The 20,254-nt window shown below is 66.1% G+C and carries 18 protein-coding genes; 11 read left to right on the plus strand and 7 right to left on the minus strand.

Annotated features, from left to right (window positions below):
• The first annotated feature begins 12 nt into the window (after positions 1-12).
• Positions 13-1,194, plus strand: a complete 1,182-nt coding sequence (locus AArcCO_RS12210; protein WP_259533787.1) for a 3-dehydroquinate synthase II — start codon at positions 13-15, stop codon at positions 1,192-1,194.
• A gap of 42 nt (positions 1,195-1,236) precedes the next feature.
• Here the strand turns inward: AArcCO_RS12210 and AArcCO_RS12215 are convergent, their stop codons facing one another.
• On the minus strand, positions 1,237-1,707 hold the full coding sequence (locus AArcCO_RS12215) for a zinc ribbon domain-containing protein (protein ID WP_259533788.1): 471 nt from the start codon (positions 1,705-1,707) through the stop codon (positions 1,237-1,239).
• 151 nt (positions 1,708-1,858) lie between these two features.
• Here AArcCO_RS12215 and AArcCO_RS12220 point away from each other — a divergent pair, with 151 nt between their 5' ends.
• On the plus strand, positions 1,859-2,905 hold the full coding sequence (locus tag AArcCO_RS12220) for an NAD(P)-dependent glycerol-1-phosphate dehydrogenase (RefSeq protein ID WP_259533789.1): 1,047 nt from the start codon (positions 1,859-1,861) through the stop codon (positions 2,903-2,905).
• A 66-nt stretch (positions 2,906-2,971) separates the two neighbouring features.
• Positions 2,972-4,312, plus strand: a complete 1,341-nt coding sequence (locus AArcCO_RS12225; RefSeq protein WP_259533790.1) for an NAD(P)/FAD-dependent oxidoreductase — start codon at positions 2,972-2,974, stop codon at positions 4,310-4,312.
• Here the strand turns inward: AArcCO_RS12225 and AArcCO_RS12230 are convergent.
• On the minus strand, positions 4,304-4,996 hold the full coding sequence (locus AArcCO_RS12230) for a metallophosphoesterase (protein ID WP_259533791.1): 693 nt from the start codon (positions 4,994-4,996) through the stop codon (positions 4,304-4,306). The genes AArcCO_RS12225 and AArcCO_RS12230 overlap by 9 nt on opposite strands.
• 121 nt (positions 4,997-5,117) lie before the next feature.
• Between AArcCO_RS12230 and AArcCO_RS12235 the strand changes: the two genes are divergently transcribed.
• Entirely contained in the window at positions 5,118-5,903 is a 786-nt protein-coding gene (locus tag AArcCO_RS12235) for a DUF7839 domain-containing protein (RefSeq protein WP_259533792.1), read from the plus strand.
• Positions 5,904-5,922: 19 nt separating this feature from the next.
• Here the strand turns inward: AArcCO_RS12235 and AArcCO_RS12240 are convergent, their stop codons facing one another.
• Positions 5,923-6,180, minus strand: coding sequence for an MTH865 family protein (locus AArcCO_RS12240; protein ID WP_259533793.1), 258 nt, complete (start codon positions 6,178-6,180; stop codon positions 5,923-5,925).
• 143 nt (positions 6,181-6,323) lie between these two features.
• On the opposite strand from AArcCO_RS12240, the gene AArcCO_RS12245 reads away from it, so the two are divergent.
• The 3 genes from AArcCO_RS12245 to AArcCO_RS12255 all read left to right on the plus strand — a co-directional run bounded on the left by AArcCO_RS12245 (position 6,324) and on the right by AArcCO_RS12255 (position 9,759).
• The gene (locus AArcCO_RS12245) at positions 6,324-7,382 is read left to right on the plus strand and encodes a M42 family metallopeptidase (protein WP_259533794.1); all 1,059 of its coding nucleotides are present in this window, start codon (positions 6,324-6,326) and stop codon (positions 7,380-7,382) included.
• A gap of 73 nt (positions 7,383-7,455) precedes the next feature.
• Complete coding sequence (locus AArcCO_RS12250; RefSeq protein WP_259533795.1) at positions 7,456-8,088, plus strand: halocyanin domain-containing protein; 633 nt, start codon at positions 7,456-7,458, stop codon at positions 8,086-8,088.
• A 117-nt stretch (positions 8,089-8,205) separates the two neighbouring features.
• Complete coding sequence (locus AArcCO_RS12255; RefSeq protein ID WP_259533796.1) at positions 8,206-9,759, plus strand: S1C family serine protease; 1,554 nt, start codon at positions 8,206-8,208, stop codon at positions 9,757-9,759.
• A 10-nt stretch (positions 9,760-9,769) separates the two neighbouring features.
• Here the strand turns inward: AArcCO_RS12255 and AArcCO_RS12260 are convergent, their stop codons facing one another.
• Both AArcCO_RS12260 and AArcCO_RS12265 read right to left on the minus strand, forming a co-directional pair.
• Positions 9,770-10,825 (minus strand): glycosyltransferase, encoded by a 1,056-nt coding sequence (locus AArcCO_RS12260; RefSeq protein WP_259533797.1) that lies wholly within the window; start codon positions 10,823-10,825, stop codon positions 9,770-9,772.
• 45 nt (positions 10,826-10,870) lie between these two features.
• A complete protein-coding gene (locus AArcCO_RS12265) occupies positions 10,871-12,805 on the minus strand; it encodes an SLC13 family permease (RefSeq protein WP_259533798.1) in 1,935 nt (644 codons plus the stop codon).
• A 143-nt stretch (positions 12,806-12,948) separates the two neighbouring features.
• On the opposite strand from AArcCO_RS12265, the gene AArcCO_RS12270 reads away from it, so the two are divergent.
• The 3 genes from AArcCO_RS12270 to AArcCO_RS12280 all read left to right on the plus strand — a co-directional run bounded on the left by AArcCO_RS12270 (position 12,949) and on the right by AArcCO_RS12280 (position 16,532).
• Positions 12,949-14,751, plus strand: coding sequence for a S9 family peptidase (locus AArcCO_RS12270; protein ID WP_259533799.1), 1,803 nt, complete (start codon positions 12,949-12,951; stop codon positions 14,749-14,751).
• 81 nt (positions 14,752-14,832) lie between these two features.
• Positions 14,833-15,588, plus strand: coding sequence for a GNAT family N-acetyltransferase (locus AArcCO_RS12275; protein ID WP_259533800.1), 756 nt, complete (start codon positions 14,833-14,835; stop codon positions 15,586-15,588).
• A 134-nt stretch (positions 15,589-15,722) separates the two neighbouring features.
• On the plus strand, positions 15,723-16,532 hold the full coding sequence (locus tag AArcCO_RS12280; protein WP_259533801.1) for a MinD/ParA family ATP-binding protein: 810 nt from the start codon (positions 15,723-15,725) through the stop codon (positions 16,530-16,532).
• Positions 16,533-16,556: 24 nt separating this feature from the next.
• Here the strand turns inward: AArcCO_RS12280 and AArcCO_RS12285 are convergent, their stop codons facing one another.
• Positions 16,557-17,018 carry a universal stress protein gene (locus AArcCO_RS12285; protein WP_259533802.1) on the minus strand — a complete coding sequence of 154 codons (462 nt, stop codon included), beginning with the start codon at positions 17,016-17,018 and terminating at the stop codon, positions 16,557-16,559.
• A 28-nt stretch (positions 17,019-17,046) separates the two neighbouring features.
• Positions 17,047-19,044 (minus strand): acetate--CoA ligase, encoded by a 1,998-nt coding sequence (acs, locus tag AArcCO_RS12290; protein ID WP_259533803.1) that lies wholly within the window; start codon positions 19,042-19,044, stop codon positions 17,047-17,049.
• A 92-nt stretch (positions 19,045-19,136) separates the two neighbouring features.
• Between acs and AArcCO_RS12295 the strand changes: the two genes are divergently transcribed.
• A complete protein-coding gene (locus AArcCO_RS12295) occupies positions 19,137-20,249 on the plus strand; it encodes a glycosyltransferase family 4 protein (RefSeq protein WP_259533804.1) in 1,113 nt (370 codons plus the stop codon).
• Positions 20,250-20,254: the final 5 nt, after the last annotated feature.

The following is a 20,254-nucleotide window of genomic DNA, read 5'->3' on the forward strand; positions in this document are numbered from 1 at the left end:
GTGGTCCCAGTAATGACACGGACGGTCTGGGTGAAAGCCGACGACGACGTCGGCGACTGGCAGGCGCGAAAGCGACGCATCACGGCGGGAATCGAGGCTGGAGTCGACTGGGTGCTGGTCGACGAACCGGACGTCGCCCGGGTGCGAGAGCTGGGCGACGTAAACGTCGCAGCGTTCCTACCGGACGCCGACGTCGTCGACGCCGACGCCGTCGACGAGGCGGAAGAGACCGAGGCCGACGCGTATCTCGTCGGCAAGGACGGCGAGGGTGATGGGACGATCGGCCTACCCTCGGACTTCTCCGGCAGCGCCGACCTCACCACGCTTCGCGGGAACAACCGCGCGCAGGGAACGTACGTCCACATTCTCGATGAAGGATACGAGGCGTTCGCCGAGGAGGCCGCCAGAGACGGCGAGTACACCCTGGTGATCGGCTCCGACTGGACGATCATCCCCCTGGAGAACCTCATCTCGAGGGTGGGGGAGGACACCCACCTGGTGGCCGGCGTGACGTCCGCCGCGGAGGCGGAAACCGCCTTCGAGACGCTCGAGATCGGTGCGGACGGCGTGTTGCTCGACACCGACGACCCCGACGAGATCCGCCGGACCGTCGAGGTGCGCGACGCGACCGAACGCGAACAGCTCGATCTCACCCTCGCGGAGGTCACCGCCGTCGAACGCACCGGGATGGCCGACCGCGTCTGCATCGACACCGGCAACCTGATGGAAGACGACGAGGGGATGCTCGTCGGCTCGATGTCACGGGGGCTGTTCTTCGTGCACGCCGAGACCGCCGAATCGCCGTACGTCGCCTCCCGCCCGTTCCGGGTCAACGCCGGCGCGGTCCACGCGTACGTCCGCGTTCCGGAGGGGGAAACGAAGTACCTCGCGGAACTGCAAAGCGGCGACGAGGTCCAGATCGTCGACACGGACGGCCGGACACGCGAGGGGATCGTGGGTCGGGTGAAGATCGAAAAGCGCCCGATGTTCAGGGTCCAGGCCGAGGTGGAAACCGAAGACGGCGTGGATCGGATCGAGACGCTGCTGCAAAACGCCGAGACGATCAAGGTGGCGACAGCCGAGGGGCGGACCGCCGTCACCGATCTCGAAGAAGGCGACGAACTGCTCGTCTACTACGAGGACGTCGCGCGCCACTTCGGGGCGTCCGTCGAGGAGAGCATCATCGAGAAGTGAGCGGCGCCACAGCTCGGATCGACACTACCCCTCGGATCGACACTACGTTTCTGGCTCTTCTTCCGCATCGGCGAACTTCCCGGTGCACCACGTACAGAAATCCAGCTCCGGATCCGTCTCCCGGCCGCAGTGCGGACAGGTGACGGTCGCCGATTGCTCGCCGTCCGCCGCTGCAGCCGGCGTCTCCCCGTCCGCGAGGTCGGCGGGAACCGAAACCGAGGGGGTCGCGTTCGCCTTCCGGATCGAGACGAGATAGGCGTCGACGACACTTATAAAGAGGATGAAGAAGATGCCGGCGACGACCGTCGGCGGGAGGTCGAACACCGACGAGGGGACGGTGTCGCCGGCGGCCGAGACGACGAGCGCGGCACCCCCGAACAGCGCCAGAAGGAACCACAGCAGCGCACGTTTCCACTCGCGGAGGTAGGCGTGTCCGACCCCGGCGACGCCGAACACCGCCCCGCCGACAGCGAGCAACACGGTTATCACCGACCGACGGCGGTTCTCGTTCATGTCCCACAGTTGGAGCGGTAGATGAATTATAGGCTACGGTGTCGAGGCTGTGACGGTCCGGCGGCGGAGACCAGTCCACCGCTGCAGGGCGATTCGTCGCCGCCGACCGGTTTACTCCAGCTTTTTTAGGCTGCTGTCGAAACTACCGGCCATGTTCGACAAGCGGACGTGGATCAAACTCCCCCGGAACGTGGTGGTCGGACACGACGTCCTGGGCGAGTTGGGCGAGGCGGTCGGCGAACTGTCGCTTTCGGGACCCGCACTGATCGTGACCAGCCCGACCCCCGATCGGCTTGCAGGCGACAGGGTCCGTGCGCAGTTCGACGACCCCGAGACCGTCTCGATCGAGGAGGCACGCTTCGACACGATCGAGGAGGTGGTCGAGGCGGCCCGCGCGACCGACGCCGGGTTCCTGGTCGGCCTCGGCGGCGGCAAGCCAATCGACGTCGCAAAGACCGCAAGCGACCGGCTCGGCGTCGGGTTCGTTTCGGTTCCGACAGCCGCGAGCCACGACGGAATCGTCTCCGGCCGGTCGTCGATTCCGGAGGGGGACACCCGCCACTCGGTGGCGGCCGATCCGCCGCTGGCGGTCGTCGCCGATACGGAGCTGATCGCCGAGGCCCCCTGGGAACTGACGACCGCCGGCTGTGCGGACATCATCTCCAACTACACCGCCGTCAAGGACTGGCGGCTCGCCCAGCGCCTCAAAAACGTCGAGTACAGCGAGTACGCCGGCGCGCTCTCGGAGATGACCGCCGAGATGCTCGTGGACAACGCCGACTCGATCAAGAAGGACCTCGAGGAGTCGGCCTGGATCGTCGTCAAAGCGCTCGTCTCCTCGGGCGTGGCAATGTCGATCGCGGGCTCCTCCCGGCCCGCCTCCGGTGCGGAGCATCTCGTCTCCCACCAGCTCGACCGGATCGCGCCCGGTCGGGCGCTGCACGGCCACCAGGTCGGCGTCGCGTCGATCGTTACCGAGTACCTCCACTCCGGCGAGGACGGCCAGTGGCGGGCGATCCGGGACGCGCTCGCGAGCATCGACGCCCCGACGACCGCCGACGGGTTGGAGGTCACCGACGAGGAGTTCCTCGAAGCGCTCACGACCGCCCACACGATCCGCGACCGGTACACGATCCTCGGAAACGGCATCAGCGAGGCCGCTGCACGGGAGGCCGGACGGGTTACGGGCGTGATCTAGGCACGGACGCCACGCGGCACTCCGGTGCTCGCAGTGCCTTTGTAGTCGGCGGACCAACCGGAACGTATGACAGACGACGTGATCGTGGTCGGCGGCGGACTTGCCGGCCTCGTGGCGGCCCGACGTCTGGCGGAGCGTGGCGCCGACGTGACGGTTCTAGAACGGCGCGAAACCGTCGGCGGACGGGTACAAAGCAGAACGCGGGACGGGTTCACCCTGGATCGCGGGTTCCAGGTGCTTTTTACCGGCTACCCCGCGGTGAAACGCGAGCTCGATCTCGACGCGCTGGACCTGCGCCGGTTCAAACCGGGAGCGATCATCGCCCGCCCGAGCGAACGGTCGGTGCTTTCGGACCCCCTTCGCGACCCGACCGCGGCCGTCGAATCGTTTTTCAACCACGAGATCCCGCTGAGCGACAAGCTCAGGACGCTGCTGTTGCGCCGCGAACTCCGGAGCCGGGATCTCGCGTCGATTTTCGACGGTCGCGACACGGACATCCGGACGTACCTCCGGGAATGGGGATTTTCAGAAGCGTACGTGAACAACTTCGTCGCGCCCTTTTATGGCGGGATCACGCTCGATCGGTCGCTGTCGACCTCCAAACGAGTGTTCGAGTACACCTTCGCCGTGCTCTCGAAAGGACACACTGCCGTCCCCGCCGACGGGATGGGCGCGATCACCGCACAGCTCGCCGACCGGGCGGCCGCCGCCGGCGCGACGATCGAGACCGACACGCGGGTCACCGGGGTAGAGCCGACCGACGACGGGACCGTCGAGATCACGACGACGGAGGAGGGCCGCCGCGCGGAGGCGGCGATCGTCGCGACCGATCCCAGAGCGGCCGCCGAGTTGACCGGAATCGACTCGATCCCGATCGACGGGCGGGCAAGCGTCACCCAGTACTACAGCCTTCCCGCCGGTGCGGGGCCGGGGACCGATCGACGGATCCTGCTGAACGCGAAAGGAGGCGTCGCCAGCGAGGCCGACACCGCCTCGGGCGAGGAGATCCCGGGCGTCGACACGCCGAACGCGATGGTCCCGCTCACCGAGGTCGCCCCGGAGTACGCCCCGGGGGACCGGGAACTGCTGTGTGCGACGTTCCTCGGCGAGCGACCGGTCGAGGTCAGCGACGAGGAACTGTTCGAACGCGCCCAGCGAACCCTCGAATCGTGGTACCCCGAGCGGACGTTCGGCGGCCTCGAACACGTCTGGACCGAGCGGATCCAGTTCGGGCAGTTCCGTCAGCCGCCGGGGATCCACGAGACCCTTCCGGACGTACGCGATCCGGATGGGTCGGTGTATCTGGCCGGCGAGTACACCCACTGGTCGTCGATCCAGGGCGCCATGGAGAGCGGTCGGGTTGTGACAAAGGCAGTCCTCGCGGACGGACTCGGTAGTTCACAGTAGACGATGGAACTCCGACAGCGGCGGAAACCGGAGCGTCTCCTGGCTGTCCGGATCGTAGACGATCGGGCGGAACGCGTCTATTTCGGGAGCCAACGGGGTCGAAACGTCGGCGGTTCCCACCCCGTTCACGTCGACGCCCGGGGCGAGCCGGTTGAACGCCGGCAACACCAGCACGTCGGCGCCGTCGTACGCCTCCCGTCCCCACAGGAAACAGGGATAGGTGTTCCCCTCGATCGAGATCGTCGGGTGAAGATGACCGATCACGTACCGATGCCCCTCGACTGACGGCTCCTCGTGGCCGTGACAGACGACAGTCCCGTCGGCAAGCGCGTACGCATCGTGGACGTCGTTGTCAGTCGCCGCCGCGAGCCTCGTGTCGTGGTTGCCGCCGACGAGCACCGGCCGGGTGTCCCTTCGTCGACAGGCCGTCACGAGTTCGCACAATCCGCGGCGTGAGAGGTCACTCACCCGGTCAAACCGGTGGAAAAGGTCACCGGCGAAAACGACAGTGTCGGGATCGTAATGGACGAGTAGCGCGTCGAGACGGTCCACGAGATCGTCGCGTTCACCGAGGGGAAACTGGACGCTGGAGGATTCGTCGCGGCCGACATGAACGTCTGCGACGACGAGCGCGTCGGGGGCCGAAAGGAACGCGGCGCGGTCCCGGACCGTCAGATCCCGCATACCCGTCAGTACGGCGATGCGATATATATCCCTGCCGTCGACCGAGACGGCGGGGCGATCCCTGTCGTCACTTCGGGTCAGTTGAGGGGGGTTTTTACCGATTCCCCACGTGTTCGACGGTATGAGCGACGCCCTGCGGGACAAGCGCACGGCGACCCGATTTCGGATCCTCTCGGAGATCGCCGACCGACAGCCTGCGGTCAGTCAAGGGGAGATCGCGACCGAAGTAGGGGTAACCAGTCAGGCAGTGAGCGAGTACATCCGGGAGCTCGTCGAGGACGGGCTCGTGACCAAGGACGGACGGTCGCGCTACCGGGTGACCAAGGAGGGGGTCGACTGGCTCTTCCAGGAGGCCCGGGAGCTCAGACGGGTCGCCGATCACGTCACCGAAGACGTCCTCGACAGCGTCCAGGAGGACGCCGCGATCGCCGCCGAATCGATCGAAAGCGGGGAGACTGTCACGCTCGTCGTGACGGACGGTCTACTGTACGCCCGTCCCGGCGAGGAGGGTCCCGCCACCGGAATCGCGACGACCGACGCCGAACCCGGCCAGGACGTAAGCGTCACCGGGTTCGAGGGCGTCATCGACATCGAACCGGGAACGGTCACCGTTTTCCGCGTTCCACCGGCCCGATCCGGGGGAAGCGACACCGTCGACGAGGCGGCGCTTTCGTCGGCCGTCTCGGCGGCCGATCTGGTGATGGCCGCTGGCGTGGAGGGGGTAGTGGCACTCGGAAGAATCGACGCCGAGCCGGCGGTGACCGCCGCCGCCGGCGAGGTCGCAGCCGAGGCCGCGATGCGCGGCCAAGACGTGGCCGTCGTCGCGAGCGCCGACGCCCTGGGACGGGTGACCGATGCGCTGCGGGACGCCGGCGTCTCCTACGAGGTCGCCGGCGCCGACGGATAACGAAACCGTGCTGTCGAGCCTAGATCACGTCCTCGGCTTTGAGTCCTGCTATGATGTCGTCGACGAGCCCCTCGACGTCGTCGTACGGGAACTCCTGGTGGTCGCCCAGCTTCGAGGCCAGCTCCATCGCCGAGAGCGTGACGTCGCCGGCCTCGAACTTCGTGCCGGGACCGTCCGGCAGCGCCGGGACGAGATCCATCTGGTTGTTGACCGGGTAGTCGGCTCCCTCGAACGCCTCGATGAACTGTTCGCGTAGCTGTGATTCTACGTCTGCCATGCGTCAACATGCTCGGAAGACCCGCAAAAGCGTTCCGAAACCCGAAACAACAACTCGGGAGTTGTTAACTTTCGAGAGCGTCCGCAACCGGACGCACGTGCCGGTATCTCGGTGTTTTTGCGTCCTGCTCGTGAGATGGGGGTATGGAGCACGACTTCGAACTCCTCCGAGAGCTCACCGAAGCACGCGGCGTCCCGGGATACGAGGACCGGATCCGGGAGATCGTTCGACGGGAATTCGACGACTCGGTCGACCGGGTACGGACGGACGCGATGGGGAACGTCGTCGGGACAATCGAAGGAACCGGCGAGGACGAGGGGTACAGCGTCGCCGTCGCAGCACACATGGACGAAATCGGGTTCATGGTGAAACACGTGACCGACGAGGGGTTCCTCCAGGTAGACGCGCTGGGCGGGTTCGACCCTCGCGTGTTGCGCGCCCAGCGGGTGACGGTCCACACCGACGGCGGGGACCTGACCGGCGTGATCGGTTCGGTGCCGCCACACACGCTCACCGAGGAACAGCGCGAGAAGAAAGACGAGGTCGAAGACGTCTACATCGACGTCGGTCTCGACGGCGACGCGGCGAGCGAGCAGGTGGCCGTCGGCGACCTGGTGACGCTGGACCAGACGACCGTCGAGATGGGGAACCTGATCACCGGGAAGGCGCTCGACGATCGAGTCTGCGTGTTCCAGCTGCTCGAGGCCGCCAACCGAATCGAGGATCCCGACGTCACGGTCCACTTCGCGGCGACCGTCCAGGAGGAGGTCGGCCTCCGAGGGGCCCAGGCGCTGGGAGTCGACGTCGATCCCGATCTGGCGATCGCGCTGGACGTCACCGTCGCGAACGACGTCCCACAGATCGGCGACGAGTCCAAGCAGGTGACCGAAGTCGGCGACGGGGCGGCCGTCAAGCTGAAGGACTCCAGTGTCATCACGAACCCGAAAGTGAACCGCCGGCTGCGGGACGTCGCCGAGCGCCGGGAAATCGATCACCAGCTCGAAGTGCTCCCCGCCGGGGGGACAGACACCGCCGGGTTCCAGAACACCCACGGCGCGAAGCCGGTGGGAGCGATCTCGACACCGACGAGATACCTCCATACGGTCACCGAAAGCGCCCACGCCGACGACGTCGACGCCGCGATCGACCTGCTGGTGGCGTTCCTCGAGACCGAAACCGGCGATCACGATTACACGCTGTGACGGTCGGGGAACCCCATGTAGCTCCACCTCCGGAACCGCAGTATTCACTACGGGGGATCCCTAACGGGAGTCCATGACCGGAAACGACGTCTCCCGACGCGCGTTCGTCAGGACGGCCGCCGGTGCAACGGCGGCTGCCGGCGCGACCGCAGCGGGGGCCGGCACCGCGAGCGCACAGGAGCAACCCGACTTCGAAGGGTATCTCGACGGGATCGGCGGCGGGTTCGAGGACCTCCGTGGAGAAGAGGAAGTCACTGTGATGGTCGGAACGGGCGACAGCGGGCTCGAGTTCTCCCCGGCCGGCATCTGGATCGACGAGGGGACGACTGTCACCTGGGAGTGGACTGGCAGGGGTGGAGATCACAACGTCGTGACGAATCAGGAAAACGACGAGTTCGACAACGCCCACCAGTTCGACAGCGGCGACGCTGTCGCTGATGAGGGACACACCTTCACACACACCTTCGAGGAGGGCGGTCGCACCGGGTACGTCTGTGAACCACACAGAGCCGTCGGGATGTGGGGCGCCGTCGCCGTGGGCGACGACGTGCCGACGGTCGGCGCCGGCAACGGGAACGGAGCGACGGTTCCCCAGGTGCCCGACACCGCACGCGCACTGGCGGTTGCCACCTTCATGGCGATGGTCGCGACGCTGGGGCTCGCATTCTTCTTCCTGAAATACGGCGGCGACTACGAAGAGCAGTAAGCACCGGGGCGCCGTTCGTTTGCGGGGGTCGATCGCGTCGTCACGCGCCCGTTATCAACGGCCGGAATTTCGCCCAAAGTTACTTACAGAAAACTCTCGGTGGGTCATATATAGAAGATGACAGACACCGATTCCCGGCTCACACGTCGAAGCGTTCTGCAGGCAGCCTCGATCGCAGTCGGAGTAGGGGTAGCGGGCTGTGCCGGCGAGGAGGAGCCGCCCGAGACGCCCGAACCCACTGCGACCCCGACGGAGACGCCAACACCCACGCCGACGCCCACGCCCGATCGACCGAGCATCGAACGCCAGGTCGTCCTCCGAGATCGGGCTGGGATCGTTCACATCCGTCGCACGGTGAGCGGCGAGATCGTGTGGCCCTCCTACGAAGTCGACAACCTCGTCGATCCCGCGATCCTCGGGGTCTGGGAGGGAGAGGAAGCGTATCTGGGGATGGCAGCCGACGGGAGTTACGTCTTCGAGTTCCCCGACGGAACTGTGGAAGGGGGCTACTACACCGTTGGCGAGGAGATCACGTTCGTCTGGCCGGACGACACGAGCGACACGTTCGGGTACGAGCTCCGGACCGACGAATCGCCGACTGAACTGCTGTTTTTCGTCGACGGAAACGTGACCGACCGCTTCGAACTGGTCGAACCCTGGGAAGACACTCGCGACGTCGTCCAGATATTCGACGACTTGATACTTTACGAGGAGGACGACCCCACGGAGGAGGGCGAGGAGCTGGAAACCGGCAGCGCGGGCTCGGGATTCGTCGTCAGCTCGGACGGTCACATCGTCACCAACGCTCACGTGGTCGGGACGCATCGGGATCCCGAAGAACAGCTGTTCGGCCGGCTGGCAGTGCGCCAGCGACAGGCAATCCAGGAGGAACTCACGGACGATTTCGAGCTGTCGGACAGCGAGCGACTGGAGGTCGAAAACGAGCTGTTCGAGATGTTCATGTCGTACTACGCCGACAACTCCGAAACGAGAAACGTGTCGGCGGACATCGGCGTTCTCCACGGCCGAACGCCGCCCGACCAGGAGTTCGAGGTGCAAAGCTGGCCAGCGGAGGTCCGGACGTCCGGGACCGTATTGGAGACAGTCGAAGGGGAACCGTCCTGGGGGCGGGACGTCGCAATCATCAAGGTGGACGAAGAACCGCTCCAGACGGTGCCGCTGGGCAGTTCGGGAGACCTGGGAACCGGCGACAAACTGTTCGTCATCGGCTATCCCGACATCGGCATCCAGGAACTGTTCGAGGAGCGAACAACGACGCTGGAGCCGACCCTCACGTCGGGCGTCGTCAGCGCGCGTCGACGACTCAACTCGGGGGTCAACACGATCCAGACCGACGCCGGGATCAACCGCGGCAACAGCGGGGGTCCGATATACAACGGCGAGGGGGAAGTCGTCGGCGTCGCAACGTTCGGTCCCGAAGACGTGGAGCTCCAGGAGATCCAGTTCGGGCTCCCGATCGAAATCGCGACGGGCTTTTTGGGCGAACTCGGAGTCGCAGCCGAGCCTGGCGAACTGGACGAGGCGTTCCGCGACGGCCTGGAGGCGTACTGGCGAAGCGACTGTGAGGGGGTCGAAGACCACATGGGCCGGGTGCTCGAGCTGTCGCCGGACCATCCGTACGCCGAGGAGTTCATCGAGGACTGCGAGTGATTGCGAACCCTCAAAACAGCCCGTACGCCTCGATCTCGTCCCGGTAGCAGTCGAGATACTGCTCTAACACGGCCCGCCGGTCGTACTCCTCGAACCGGTCGTCGACGGACCGTCGCTCCAGGCGGCCCGCCGCGACGATCTCGTCGGCCAGCTCCTGGGGACTGGTCACGAGCGTCGATCGCTCGCGCCCCTCGACGAGTTCGTGTGCACTCGAGTCGGCCTGGTACTCGACGAGGCCGACGCAGCCACACGCCAGCGCCCACAACAGGTCGTGGGCGAACGGCTCGTAGCGGGCGGTCTGAGCGAAGACGTGGGTCCCTTTGAATATCTCTACCCGCTTTTCGATCGGAAGGGAGCCGAGGAACTCGACCCGATCGTCGATCCGCAAGTCGGCGGCGGCCTCCTCGGCGTCGACGCGAGCAGGACCGTCGCCGACGACCGCGACCCGCCAGTCGCGTCGACGAAGCTCCGCAAGCGCCAAAAGCAGCGTCTCCACGTTGGCGTCCGCGTCCAGCGGACGGGAGTACACGACGTCGAACCGGTCGTCGACGCCCGCCGATCGGACGAGCGAGTAGTCGACACTTTCGGGAACGACCCGAACGTCGGAGCCGTTCGCCCCCCGTTGCCTCACCTGCGTTTTGACCGTTCGTGACGGGGTGAGTACCCGATTCGCCCCCCGAATCGCACGTTTGTAGGGCCCTCCAGCGCCCGGATCGACGTCCCACCAGTCGAGCAACAGCGGCCGACGCTTCACCCGACAGGCGACGGCCGCGGCGGCCGCTCCGAGCGGCGGCGTCACGACGGCCTGCACCACCTCCGGGTCGAGACGCTGGAGCGCAAACGGCAGCTTCGAGGCGAAGGCCCGCCGCGACGGTCGATCGACGATCCCTCGGTAGGTGATCCCCTCGTCGTCGAACTCGCGGAAGCCGCCCTCCCACCACTTCGCCGACAGCACCGTGACGTCGTGACCACGATCGGCGAGCAGGCGGGCCGTGCGCCGCGTCCGGCGCCTCGCCGGGGTTTCGCCGTGGTGGGTCGTCTCCATCGACACGAACGCGACGCGCATTTCATCGGATGGTGAACGCGGGCATTTAAAAAGGCTCGCGGTCCGTCACGCCGCGACGCCCCAGATGGCCCAGATCCCGACGGTGACCACGACCGCGATCAGGAACTGCAGGGGGCCACCGACCCGGAGGTAGTCGACGAACCGGTAGCCGCCGGGACCGTACACCATGAGGTTGGTCTGGTAGCCGACCGGCGTCATGAACGCGGCGCTGCTGGCGAACATCACCGCGAGGAGAAACGAAAAGGGATCACCGCCGGCGGCGATCGCGGTGTCGACGGCCACTGGAATCATGAGGATCACGCTCGCGACGGGCGTGATCACGTTCGACAACAGCCCCGTGAGTACATAAAAGATCAACAGGAGCCCGACGAGCGAGATCGCGCCCGAAAGCGCCTCCAGCAGTCCGGCGAGCCAGAGCGTGCCGCCCGTCGCCTGCATGGCAAGCCCCAGCGGGATCACGCCGGCCAGAAGGAAAATTACGTTCCAGTTCACCGCCTCGTAGGCGTCACTCGTCGTCAAACAGCCGGTCGCGAGCATGACGAACGCGCCACCCAGCGCCGCGATCACGATCGGAACGAGCCCGAGCCCGGCGACGACTATGACACCGGCCATCGTCGGTAGCGCGATCGGCGCGGTCGCGGAGAGCGGCTCTGGTTTCGCCTCGTCGAGCGCCTGGAGTTCGGCTGCGAAGCCGCCCGTGAGCAGGAACTCGTCGTCGGCTGCGAGGAGTCGCCCCCCGTCGTCGGTGGTCTGGAGCAGCAGCGTGTCCCCCGGTTCCAGAACGAACTCCGAGAGTCTCTCGTGGTGCAGGTTCTCGTCCCGGCGGACCGCGAGAACGGTGGCGTCGAACCGATCCCGGAGGGAGAGTTCGCCGAGGCTGTCCCCGATCGCGGACGACTCAGGGGAGACAAGCGCCTCGACGAGCCGGCTCTCGACAGCTGCAGACCGCAGCGTGTCGTCGGTGACTGTCGCGCGTCGAGCTCGCCGGAGCCCGTACTCCGATGCGAGTTCCCGGAGCCGCGCCCGGGGGGCGCGGACGACGAGTTCGTCGCCGGGCTCGATCGGCCGATCCGATCTCGCTCCGTGGATCGTCTCGTCGGCGCGCTCCACGAGTAACAGCGCGACGCCGTTGTCATCGACGGGACTGCCGGCTTCGATCGCGTCGAACTCGGCGGCGAACGCCTTCCGGATCGGAACGCCAACCAGCGGGGAATCGTCGCGAACGACGAGGCGCGAAAGGTACGGCTGGACGTCGAACCGATCGACCGCGTCGGCTTTCGCCGGGATCCGTTCGGGGGTAAGCCGCCGACCGACGGTCAGGAGATACGCCGCGCCGACGAACAACACGACGAACCCGAGGGAGGTGAACTCGAACATCCCGATCGGCCGGTCCAGCAGTTCCCGCGAGAGCCCGCCGGCGAGGATGTTCGTCGAGGTGCCGATCAGCGTGAGCGTCCCTCCGAGCATGGCGGCGTACGACAGCGGCAACAGCAGCTTCGACGGGGAGATTCCGGACCGCTCGGCCAGCCCGACCACCATCGGGATGAACACCGCGACGATCGGCGTGTTGTTGACGAAGCCGGCCGAAAGGCCAGTGGTGCCGACCGTCGCGGCCGCGAGTCGTCGTTCCTCGCCCCGTGTGATGCGGGTGATCGCCGCGCCGAGGCGTTCGACGATCCCGGTTCGGTTGACCCCCTCACTGAGGATGTACATCGCGATGATCGTCACCGTCGCCGGGTTCGCGAACCCCTGGATCCCGGCGATCGCGTCCACGCCGGTGTACGGCTCCAGTACGACCAGCGAGACGATGACGCCGATGGCGGTGACGTCGTTTGGAATCAGTTCGGAGACGAAAAGCACCAGTGCGAGGAAGATGATGCCGAACACGACAAGCGCCGATCGCGGCGGGGCAGAGACGGCGACCGTGTCGACGGCGGCTGCAACCTGCGCCGGAAGCGCAACCGCCGAACCAGCGACCATGTCATCTCCCGCGAAGCCCGTCGACTATAGCCTTTCGGCGACGGGACACGGCCGACGCCGTCGGCTCGGCCTCGCGGCACGAAGAAACGCCAACCGGTTCCGGCACCCGAAGAGGTTTGCCGCCCGGTCACGAGAGTCCGGGCATGCCGGACGTTAGCCGATATCTCAACGTGCGAAGCGCGGCCGGGGCGGATTTCGGTCCCGACGGCGACCGACTCTCGTTTCGGCTCGACGCCACCGGGACGTTCCAGGTGTGGTCCCTCGAGGAGCCGGAAGGGTGGCCCGAACAGCACACGTTCTTCGACGAGCGGGTGACGTTCGCCTCCGTTTCCCCCGAGCGACCCGAGCTGATCTTCGGGATGGACGAGGGAGGAAACGAGCGGGCGCAGCTGTACCGGCTCGAACCGGCGGCCGGGGAGATCACCGAGCTTACTCGACGGCCGTCCGCGAAACACCGCTGGGGCGGCTGGTCGAACGACGGCGAGCGGTTCGCGTTCGCGTCGAACCGCAGGGCGGACGCTGTCTTCGACGTGTACGTGCAGGGACGCGAGGAGGTCGGGGAGGAGGCTACACTGGTACAGGAGGGTGACGGCTGGCTCACCGTCGCGGGATGGAGCCCGGACGACAGCCGCCTTTTGGTCGTCGAATCCCACTCGAGCTTCGATCAGGATCTCTACGTGCTCGGTCTCGACGACGGCTCGTTTTCGCATCTGACGCCTCACGAGGGCGACGTCCGCCATCTCAGTCCCGAGTGGGGGCCCGACGGCGAGGGGATCTACCTCGTCACCGACCGGAACTCCGACAGCCTGCAACTGGAACGGCTCGATATCGCCTCACAGACGTTCGACGTCGTCGAGGAAGGCGGCGAGTGGAACGTCGACGGCGTTGCGGTCCACGAGCCCTCTCGCCGCGTCGTCTACACCCGAAACGTCGACGGGTACACCGACGTCACGGCCGGGGAACTCGTCGCACCCGACCGAATTGACGAGCTGCCCACCCCCGATCTCCCCGACGGGGTGGCCGGCGGCGTCGCCTTCGCTCCAGACGGTGATCGGTACGCGATCACCGTGACCGGTAGCACCCACAACCCCAACGTCTACGTCGTAGAGACGACGACCGGCGAGGCGACGCGGTGGACCCGGGCGTCGACGGCGGGGATCCCACCGGAGACGTTCATCGAGCGCGAACTTCTCCGGTATCCAACGTTCGACGGCCGGAAGATTCCGGCGTTTTTCTCGACGCCCGCCTCCCCGGCGCCCGAGGGCGGCTACCCGGTTATCGTCGACATCCACGGCGGTCCCGAATCACAGCGGCGTCCCTCCTTCAGCGCAGTGACGCAGTTCTTCCTCGCGGAGGGGTACGCCGTAATGGAGCCGAACGTTCGCGGCTCCTCGGGCTACGGGACCGAATACAGCTCGCTGGACGACGTCGAAAAGCGGATGGACTCGGTCGCCGACATCGAGGCGGCCGTCGAGTGGCTCCACGACCACCCCGAAGTCGACGGGGAGCGGATCGTCGCCCTGGGCGGCTCCTACGGCGGGTTCATGGTGCTGTCGTCGCTCTCGGAGTATCCGGAGCTGTGGGCCGCCGGCATCGACATCGTCGGGATCGCGAACTTCGTGACGTTCCTCGAGAACACCGGGGACTGGCGGCGGGAGCTCCGGGAGGCCGAGTACGGGAGCCTCGAGGAAGACCGGGAGTTCCTCGAAGAGATCTCGCCGATCAACAACGTCGATCGAATCGAGGCTCCGCTGTTCGTCCTGCACGGCGAGAACGACCCCCGCGTCCCGGTCGGCGAAGCCGAACAGGTGGCAGAGAAGGCCAGGGAGGCGGGCGTTCCCGTCCGGAAGCTACTCTTCGAGGACGAGGGGCACGGCTTCTCCAAACTGGAAAACCGGATCGAGGCGTACTCCGCGATCGTGGAGTTCCTCGAAAACCACGTGTGAGCGCCGGAGAAATACGGTTTCGAACGGATCCGGAACGAATCGCCGGAAACGGTTTTGTGATCGCCGACTGAATAGGTGGATATGAACGTCCGTGAAGCGACGATAGATGACATCGAGGGAATCCGCCGGGTCGCCCGCGAGTCCTTCGAAGCGTCCTACGAGGAGGCGCTCGGGGCGGACCGGATCGAACGCGGGATCGAGTCGTGGTACTCGACGGAGACGCTCCGAGGGGAACTCCCGGACGACGCGCGACCGTTCTTCGTCGCGACCGCGGACGGCGACGTCGTTGCGTTCGCACAGAGCTATCTCGCCAGCCGCCGGGAAACAGTCGGAGAAATCGACTGGATTCACGTCTCTCCGGAATACCGGGGGAGGGGGATCGGATCTCGCCTGCTGGAACGGGTCGAAGCCGAACTCCGCGACCGGGGGGCCACCCGGATCGAGGGCCGCGTCCTGCTGGCAAACGAGACCGGAACCGCGTTTTACGAGCGGGAAGGCTACTCGGAGGCGGGCGATCGAGACGTCGACATCGGCGGGGAGACGTTCCGGGAGCGACTCTACGTGAAGTTCGTCACCGGCGACGGCGAGCAAGTGCTCACCGAGGCTCGGTCGGGTCCGGACGGCACCCTCCGGTACGTCGCCTTCGACGAGGCGGTTCGCGCCTCCCAGGGCGCGTTCTATCCGGCGTACGCAGACCGGGAGCGAACCGACCTTTACGGATGGATGTGCGGGAACTGCGATTCGTTCGACGTCGCGATCGACACCATGGACCGGTACGAGTGTGTCGAGTGTGGAAACCGGCGCAAGCCGGCCCGATGGGACGCGGCATACCTTTGAACACCATTCACAGTACCACCAACAGTCACGGACTGCGGCAGCGTCCCGCCAACGAAACCACCGATTAAAACCTGATAGTCAGAATTGATAACTCGCCCAACACAGTTAAACTGATAGGATAGCAATTGACTGTCATGCCCGCGCGAACGCTCGCAGTCGCCGGCGCGAAGGGGGGCGTCGGAAAGACGACGACGAGCATCAACCTCAGCGCTGCGCTGGCAGATGCGGGACTGGACGTCCTCGTCGTAGAGACGGATCTCGCGATGGCGAACGTCGTCGACTTTCTGCGATTCTCGCCGGAGGAAACACTCCACGAGGTACTGGCAGGCGACGCCGCGCCCAAGGAGGCGATTTACTCCGTTCCCGGCGGCTTCGAGGTGCTCCCGAGCGGAACGACCGTCGAGGGCTTCGTCGACGCAGACGTCACGGAGATTCCGGCGGTTCTCGAGGCCGTCGAAGACCGATACGACGTCATCATCTTCGACACTGGTGCGGGCGTGAGCCACGAGTCGCTGCTCCCGCTGGGGCTGGCAGATCGGACCGTCATCGTCTCCTCGCCCCGGGTTGCGAGCGTTCGTGACGCGAACAAGACCGCCGAACTCGCCGAACGACTCGGCGGCCAGGTCGCCGGCGTACTGTTTAGCAAGTCAGGAACCGGGCGCTCCCCCCCGCCAGAACAGATCGCCTCCTATCTGGAACTTCCGCTTTTGGGCCACGTTCCCGAGGATCCTGCAGTCCCCGACGCACAGGACAGCGGCCGGCCGGTGGTAACCGTCGCCCCAGAATCGGCGGCGGCGCGGGCGTACCGCGAGGTCGCACGAACGCTGTTCGAGGAGAAGCCGAGCGATCAGGCTACCAGAAAGAACGGGAGTTCGAGTCCCGGAACCGAAACGCAGGATCGGCGGTCGTCCGGGGACGTCGGAACAGCCGTCAACGACGGCTAATTCGCACCGAGCAGACGTCGTCGTTCAGTCCTCGTCGCCGGCGTCAACGACGAGCACGGGGATCGACGTCGTGCGCAGTACCCGCTCGGTGACGCTACCGAGCAGCGCTCGGCGGATCCCCGATCGACCGTGTGACCCCATCACGATCATTTCGATCCCGTGTTCGTCGGCGTAGTCGGCGATCGACTGGTGTGGCTTGCCGCTCACGACGCGTTCGATCACGTCGATCCCTCGCTCGTTCGCCCGTTGTGCGACGACCCGGGTCGCCCGTTCGGCGAACTCCTCGATTTCGTCCAGCTGTCCGAACTCGCCGTCGTCGATTCGGTCGACCTGTTCGGGCGACAGCGACATCTCCATGGCGTCGGTGTCGACGACGTACAGCGTGTGGATCGTCGCGCCGTACGTCTCCGCCAGGTCCAGCGCGTGGTCGACAGCGTGCTCTGCGACTTTGCTTCCGTCGGTGGGAACGAGAATGGCCTCGTACATAGTCTACGGATCGCTCGGGGGCGACGACTCAGGCGTCCCGGACCTTCTCCTGGATCTCTTCGACGATGCCGGGGTTCTGGAGCGTGCTGGTGTTGCCGAGTTCCTCGCCGTTGGCGATGTTTTCGAGCAGGCGACGCATGATCTTTCCGGATCGCGTCTTCGGGAGGTCGGGCGTGAAGATTACCCGTTCGGGGCGGGCGATCGGCCCGATCGCCGACTCGACTCCGTCGACGATCCGCTGCCGGAGCGTCTCGTCGCCCTCGTAGCCGTCCTCGGTGATGACGTACGCGTACACTGCCTCGCCTTTGAGTTCGTGCTCGCCGCCCACGACGGCCGCCTCCGCGACGCCCTCGACGCCGACGATCGCCGACTCCAGTTCCATCGTTCCGAGCCGGTGCCCCGAGACGTTGAGCACGTCGTCGACGCGGCCCAGAACCGTGATGTAGCCGTCCGCGTCGATCTTCGCGCCGTCCTCGGGCGAATACACCCAGTCGTCCATGTCCTCGGAGTCGAGATCGGAGTACTCCGCCCAGTACTCCCGGATGAATCGCTCGTCGTTGCGATACAGCGTCCGCAACATTCCTGGCCAGGGTTTTTGAATCGTCAGGTAGCCTGCCCGGCCGTCCTCGACCTCCTCGCCGGCAGCGTCGACCACGCGGGCGTCGACACCGGGAAGCGGGGGTCCCGCGGATCCGGGTTTCATCTCACAGATCCCCGGCAGCGTCGTCACCATCATCCCGCCGGTTTCGGTTTGCCACCAGGTATCGACGACCGGACACTCCTCGTTGCCGATATTGGTGTAGTACCACTTCCAGGCCCGGGGGTTGATCGGCTCGCCGACGGTTCCCAGCAGGCGAAGCGACGAGAGGTCGTGCCGGTCGGGATACTCCTCGCCCCACTTCATGAACGCCCGAATGGCGGTCGGAGCGGTGTACAGCTGCGTGGCCTCGTACTCTTCGATGATCTCCCACAGCCGGTCGTAGTCGGGGTAATCCGACGTTCCTTCGTACATCATCGTGGTCGTACCGAGCGAAAGTGGGCCGTAGACGATGTACGAGTGGCCGGTGATCCAGCCGATGTCGGCCGCACAGAAGTAGGTGTCCTCGGATTTCACGTCCAGCACCGCCTGCGATGTCCAGGTGGCCCACGAGAGGTAGCCGCCGGTCGTGTGTTTCACCCCCTTCGGCTTCCCGGTCGTGCCGGAGGTGTACATCAAAAACAGCATGTCCTCCGCGTCGCGGGAAACCGGGTCGATCGTGTCGCCTTCGTGGTCGGCAATCAGGGTCGCGTAATCGTGCTGGTTGTCATGGAGGTCGTGTCCGAACCCGTCGCCGTTTGCGCCGAGCCGGTCGACGACGACAGTCGCCTCGGCGTCGTGATCGACGCCGGCGAGCCCCTCGTTTGCCTTCTCGAGGTGATCGAGTGGATCCCCCCGCCGGTAGTAGCCGTCGCAGGTGATCAGATACGAGGAGTCGGCAGCGTTCATCCGGGTCGCGAGTGCCTCCGCGGAGAAGCCGGCGAAGACGACACTGTGGGGAGCACCGATCCGGGCACATGCCAACATCGCGATCGGCAGCTCCGGAACCATCGGCATGTAGACGGTGACGACGTCGTCTTCCTCTACGCCGAGTTCCCGGAGCGCTGCGGCGAACTCGTTTACCTCCCGGTGGAGCTGTTCGTACGTGTAGGTCCGGTTTTCCTCGTCGGTCGGTTCGCCGATCCACTCGATGGCGGGTTCCTCCCCCCGTTCGTCGAGATGTCGGTCGAGACAGTTCGCCGACGCGTTCAGCCCACCTCCCGTGAACCACTCGTAAAACGGCGGATCGCTCGCGTCGAGCACCTGATCGTACTTCCGCTCCCAGTCGACCAGTTCGGCGGCCGCCTCCCAGCACTCCGGCCAGTTCTCCTCGAACTCCTCGTAGATCCCGGGATCGGTGACGTTCGCCCCCTCGAGGAACGCCTCCGGAGGGTCGAACGTCTCACTGTCGGGAAGTCTCGCTTCCAGAACCGTGTCGTCGTCTGACATGGGTCGGGCGTACACAGCCGGTGGACGCTATTAACAGTTGTTGGCGATTCGAAGTCGACAGTGAAAAATGGGCGTCGGGGGTACTGCCGGCCGTGCGCCCGCTCGTCCACCTCGAACTCGGCGACCGGCTCGACCGATCGGGCATCGGCACGGCGGCGTCCCACCAGCGTCGGGCCCTTTCAGAGCACGTTACGGGCGTGGAACCGGTCGCCAGCCTCTGGACCGGCGGCTCCATCCGCGGGGCCGGGACCGCCGCGCTGCGGGGACGAAACCCGATCCGGAACGTCGACGTCGTCCACTGTCACCTCCCGGGTCCCGCTTCGCTCGCGCTCGCCCGGCTGGCCCGCCGGCGTGGCGTTCCGGTGGTGTTTCACGCCCACGTGACGAGCGAGGACTTCGCCGGCTCGTTCCGTGGATCGACCGCTGTCGCGCCCGCGTTGCGGCGGTATCTCCGTCGGGCGTACTCTGTGGCCGATCTGGTGTTGTGTCCGAGCGAGTACACGAAACGCCGGCTCGAGGAGTATCCGATCGACGCACCCGTCGAGCCGATAACGAACGGTGTAGATCTCGCGTCGCTCGAAGGCCACGACCGGCTCCGAGGAGAGTACCGCCGCCGGTTCGATCTCTCGGGAACGGTCGTGTTCACGGTCGGCAACGTCTTCGCCCGGAAGGGGATCGGCGACTTCTGTCGGCTCGCCGGGGAACTTCGGGACCAGCCGACGCCCGCGGTCGCACCGGGCGACGGGGACGGCTACGAGTTCGCCTGGTTCGGCCCGTACGATACCGGCCTTACGGCGTCCTCGACCGTCCGGCGGTGGCTCCGGTCGCATCCGTCGAACGTCACGTTCACCGGCTGGATCGACGACAAACGCGGCGCGTTCGGCGCCGGCGACGTCTACCTGTTCCCGACACACGAGGAGAACCAGGGGATCGCCGCCCTCGAGGCGATGGCGTGTGGCAAGCCGGTCGTGATGCGGGACCTGCCGGTGTTCGAAGAGTACTACGAACACGGCCACGACTGTTTGCTGTGTGCCGATCGAACGGAAATGCGCGAGGCGATCGAGCGCCTCGCCGGCGATCCGGAGCTTCGGGAACGGCTCGGCGCCAACGCCCGCGAAACCGCACGCGAACACGGACTCGACCGGCTCGGGAAGCGACTGACCGGGAGTTATCGGGGGCTGCTGGAGCGAAACACAAGCGATTAACCTGC

The sequence above is a fragment of the Halalkaliarchaeum sp. AArc-CO genome (assembly GCF_024972735.1).
Lineage (GTDB): Archaea > Halobacteriota > Halobacteria > Halobacteriales > Haloferacaceae > Halalkaliarchaeum.

What these genes read in the sequence shown, in the direction of transcription:
- AArcCO_RS12210 (WP_259533787.1), top strand. Translation starts at nt 13, where the DNA reads ATGACACGGACGGTCTGGGTGAAAGCCGACGACGACGTCGGCGACTGG.
- AArcCO_RS12215 (WP_259533788.1), bottom strand. Translation starts at nt 1,707, where the DNA reads ATGAACGAGAACCGCCGTCGGTCGGTGATAACCGTGTTGCTCGCTGTC.
- AArcCO_RS12220 (WP_259533789.1), top strand. Translation starts at nt 1,859, where the DNA reads ATGTTCGACAAGCGGACGTGGATCAAACTCCCCCGGAACGTGGTGGTC.
- AArcCO_RS12225 (WP_259533790.1), top strand. Translation starts at nt 2,972, where the DNA reads ATGACAGACGACGTGATCGTGGTCGGCGGCGGACTTGCCGGCCTCGTG.
- AArcCO_RS12230 (WP_259533791.1), bottom strand. Translation starts at nt 4,996, where the DNA reads ATGCGGGATCTGACGGTCCGGGACCGCGCCGCGTTCCTTTCGGCCCCC.
- AArcCO_RS12235 (WP_259533792.1), top strand. Translation starts at nt 5,118, where the DNA reads ATGAGCGACGCCCTGCGGGACAAGCGCACGGCGACCCGATTTCGGATC.
- AArcCO_RS12240 (WP_259533793.1), bottom strand. Translation starts at nt 6,180, where the DNA reads ATGGCAGACGTAGAATCACAGCTACGCGAACAGTTCATCGAGGCGTTC.
- AArcCO_RS12245 (WP_259533794.1), top strand. Translation starts at nt 6,324, where the DNA reads ATGGAGCACGACTTCGAACTCCTCCGAGAGCTCACCGAAGCACGCGGC.
- AArcCO_RS12250 (WP_259533795.1), top strand. Translation starts at nt 7,456, where the DNA reads ATGACCGGAAACGACGTCTCCCGACGCGCGTTCGTCAGGACGGCCGCC.
- AArcCO_RS12255 (WP_259533796.1), top strand. Translation starts at nt 8,206, where the DNA reads ATGACAGACACCGATTCCCGGCTCACACGTCGAAGCGTTCTGCAGGCA.
- AArcCO_RS12260 (WP_259533797.1), bottom strand. Translation starts at nt 10,825, where the DNA reads ATGCGCGTCGCGTTCGTGTCGATGGAGACGACCCACCACGGCGAAACC.
- AArcCO_RS12265 (WP_259533798.1), bottom strand. Translation starts at nt 12,805, where the DNA reads ATGGTCGCTGGTTCGGCGGTTGCGCTTCCGGCGCAGGTTGCAGCCGCC.
- AArcCO_RS12270 (WP_259533799.1), top strand. Translation starts at nt 12,949, where the DNA reads ATGCCGGACGTTAGCCGATATCTCAACGTGCGAAGCGCGGCCGGGGCG.
- AArcCO_RS12275 (WP_259533800.1), top strand. Translation starts at nt 14,833, where the DNA reads ATGAACGTCCGTGAAGCGACGATAGATGACATCGAGGGAATCCGCCGG.
- AArcCO_RS12280 (WP_259533801.1), top strand. Translation starts at nt 15,723, where the DNA reads ATGCCCGCGCGAACGCTCGCAGTCGCCGGCGCGAAGGGGGGCGTCGGA.
- AArcCO_RS12285 (WP_259533802.1), bottom strand. Translation starts at nt 17,018, where the DNA reads ATGTACGAGGCCATTCTCGTTCCCACCGACGGAAGCAAAGTCGCAGAG.
- acs (WP_259533803.1), bottom strand. Translation starts at nt 19,044, where the DNA reads ATGTCAGACGACGACACGGTTCTGGAAGCGAGACTTCCCGACAGTGAG.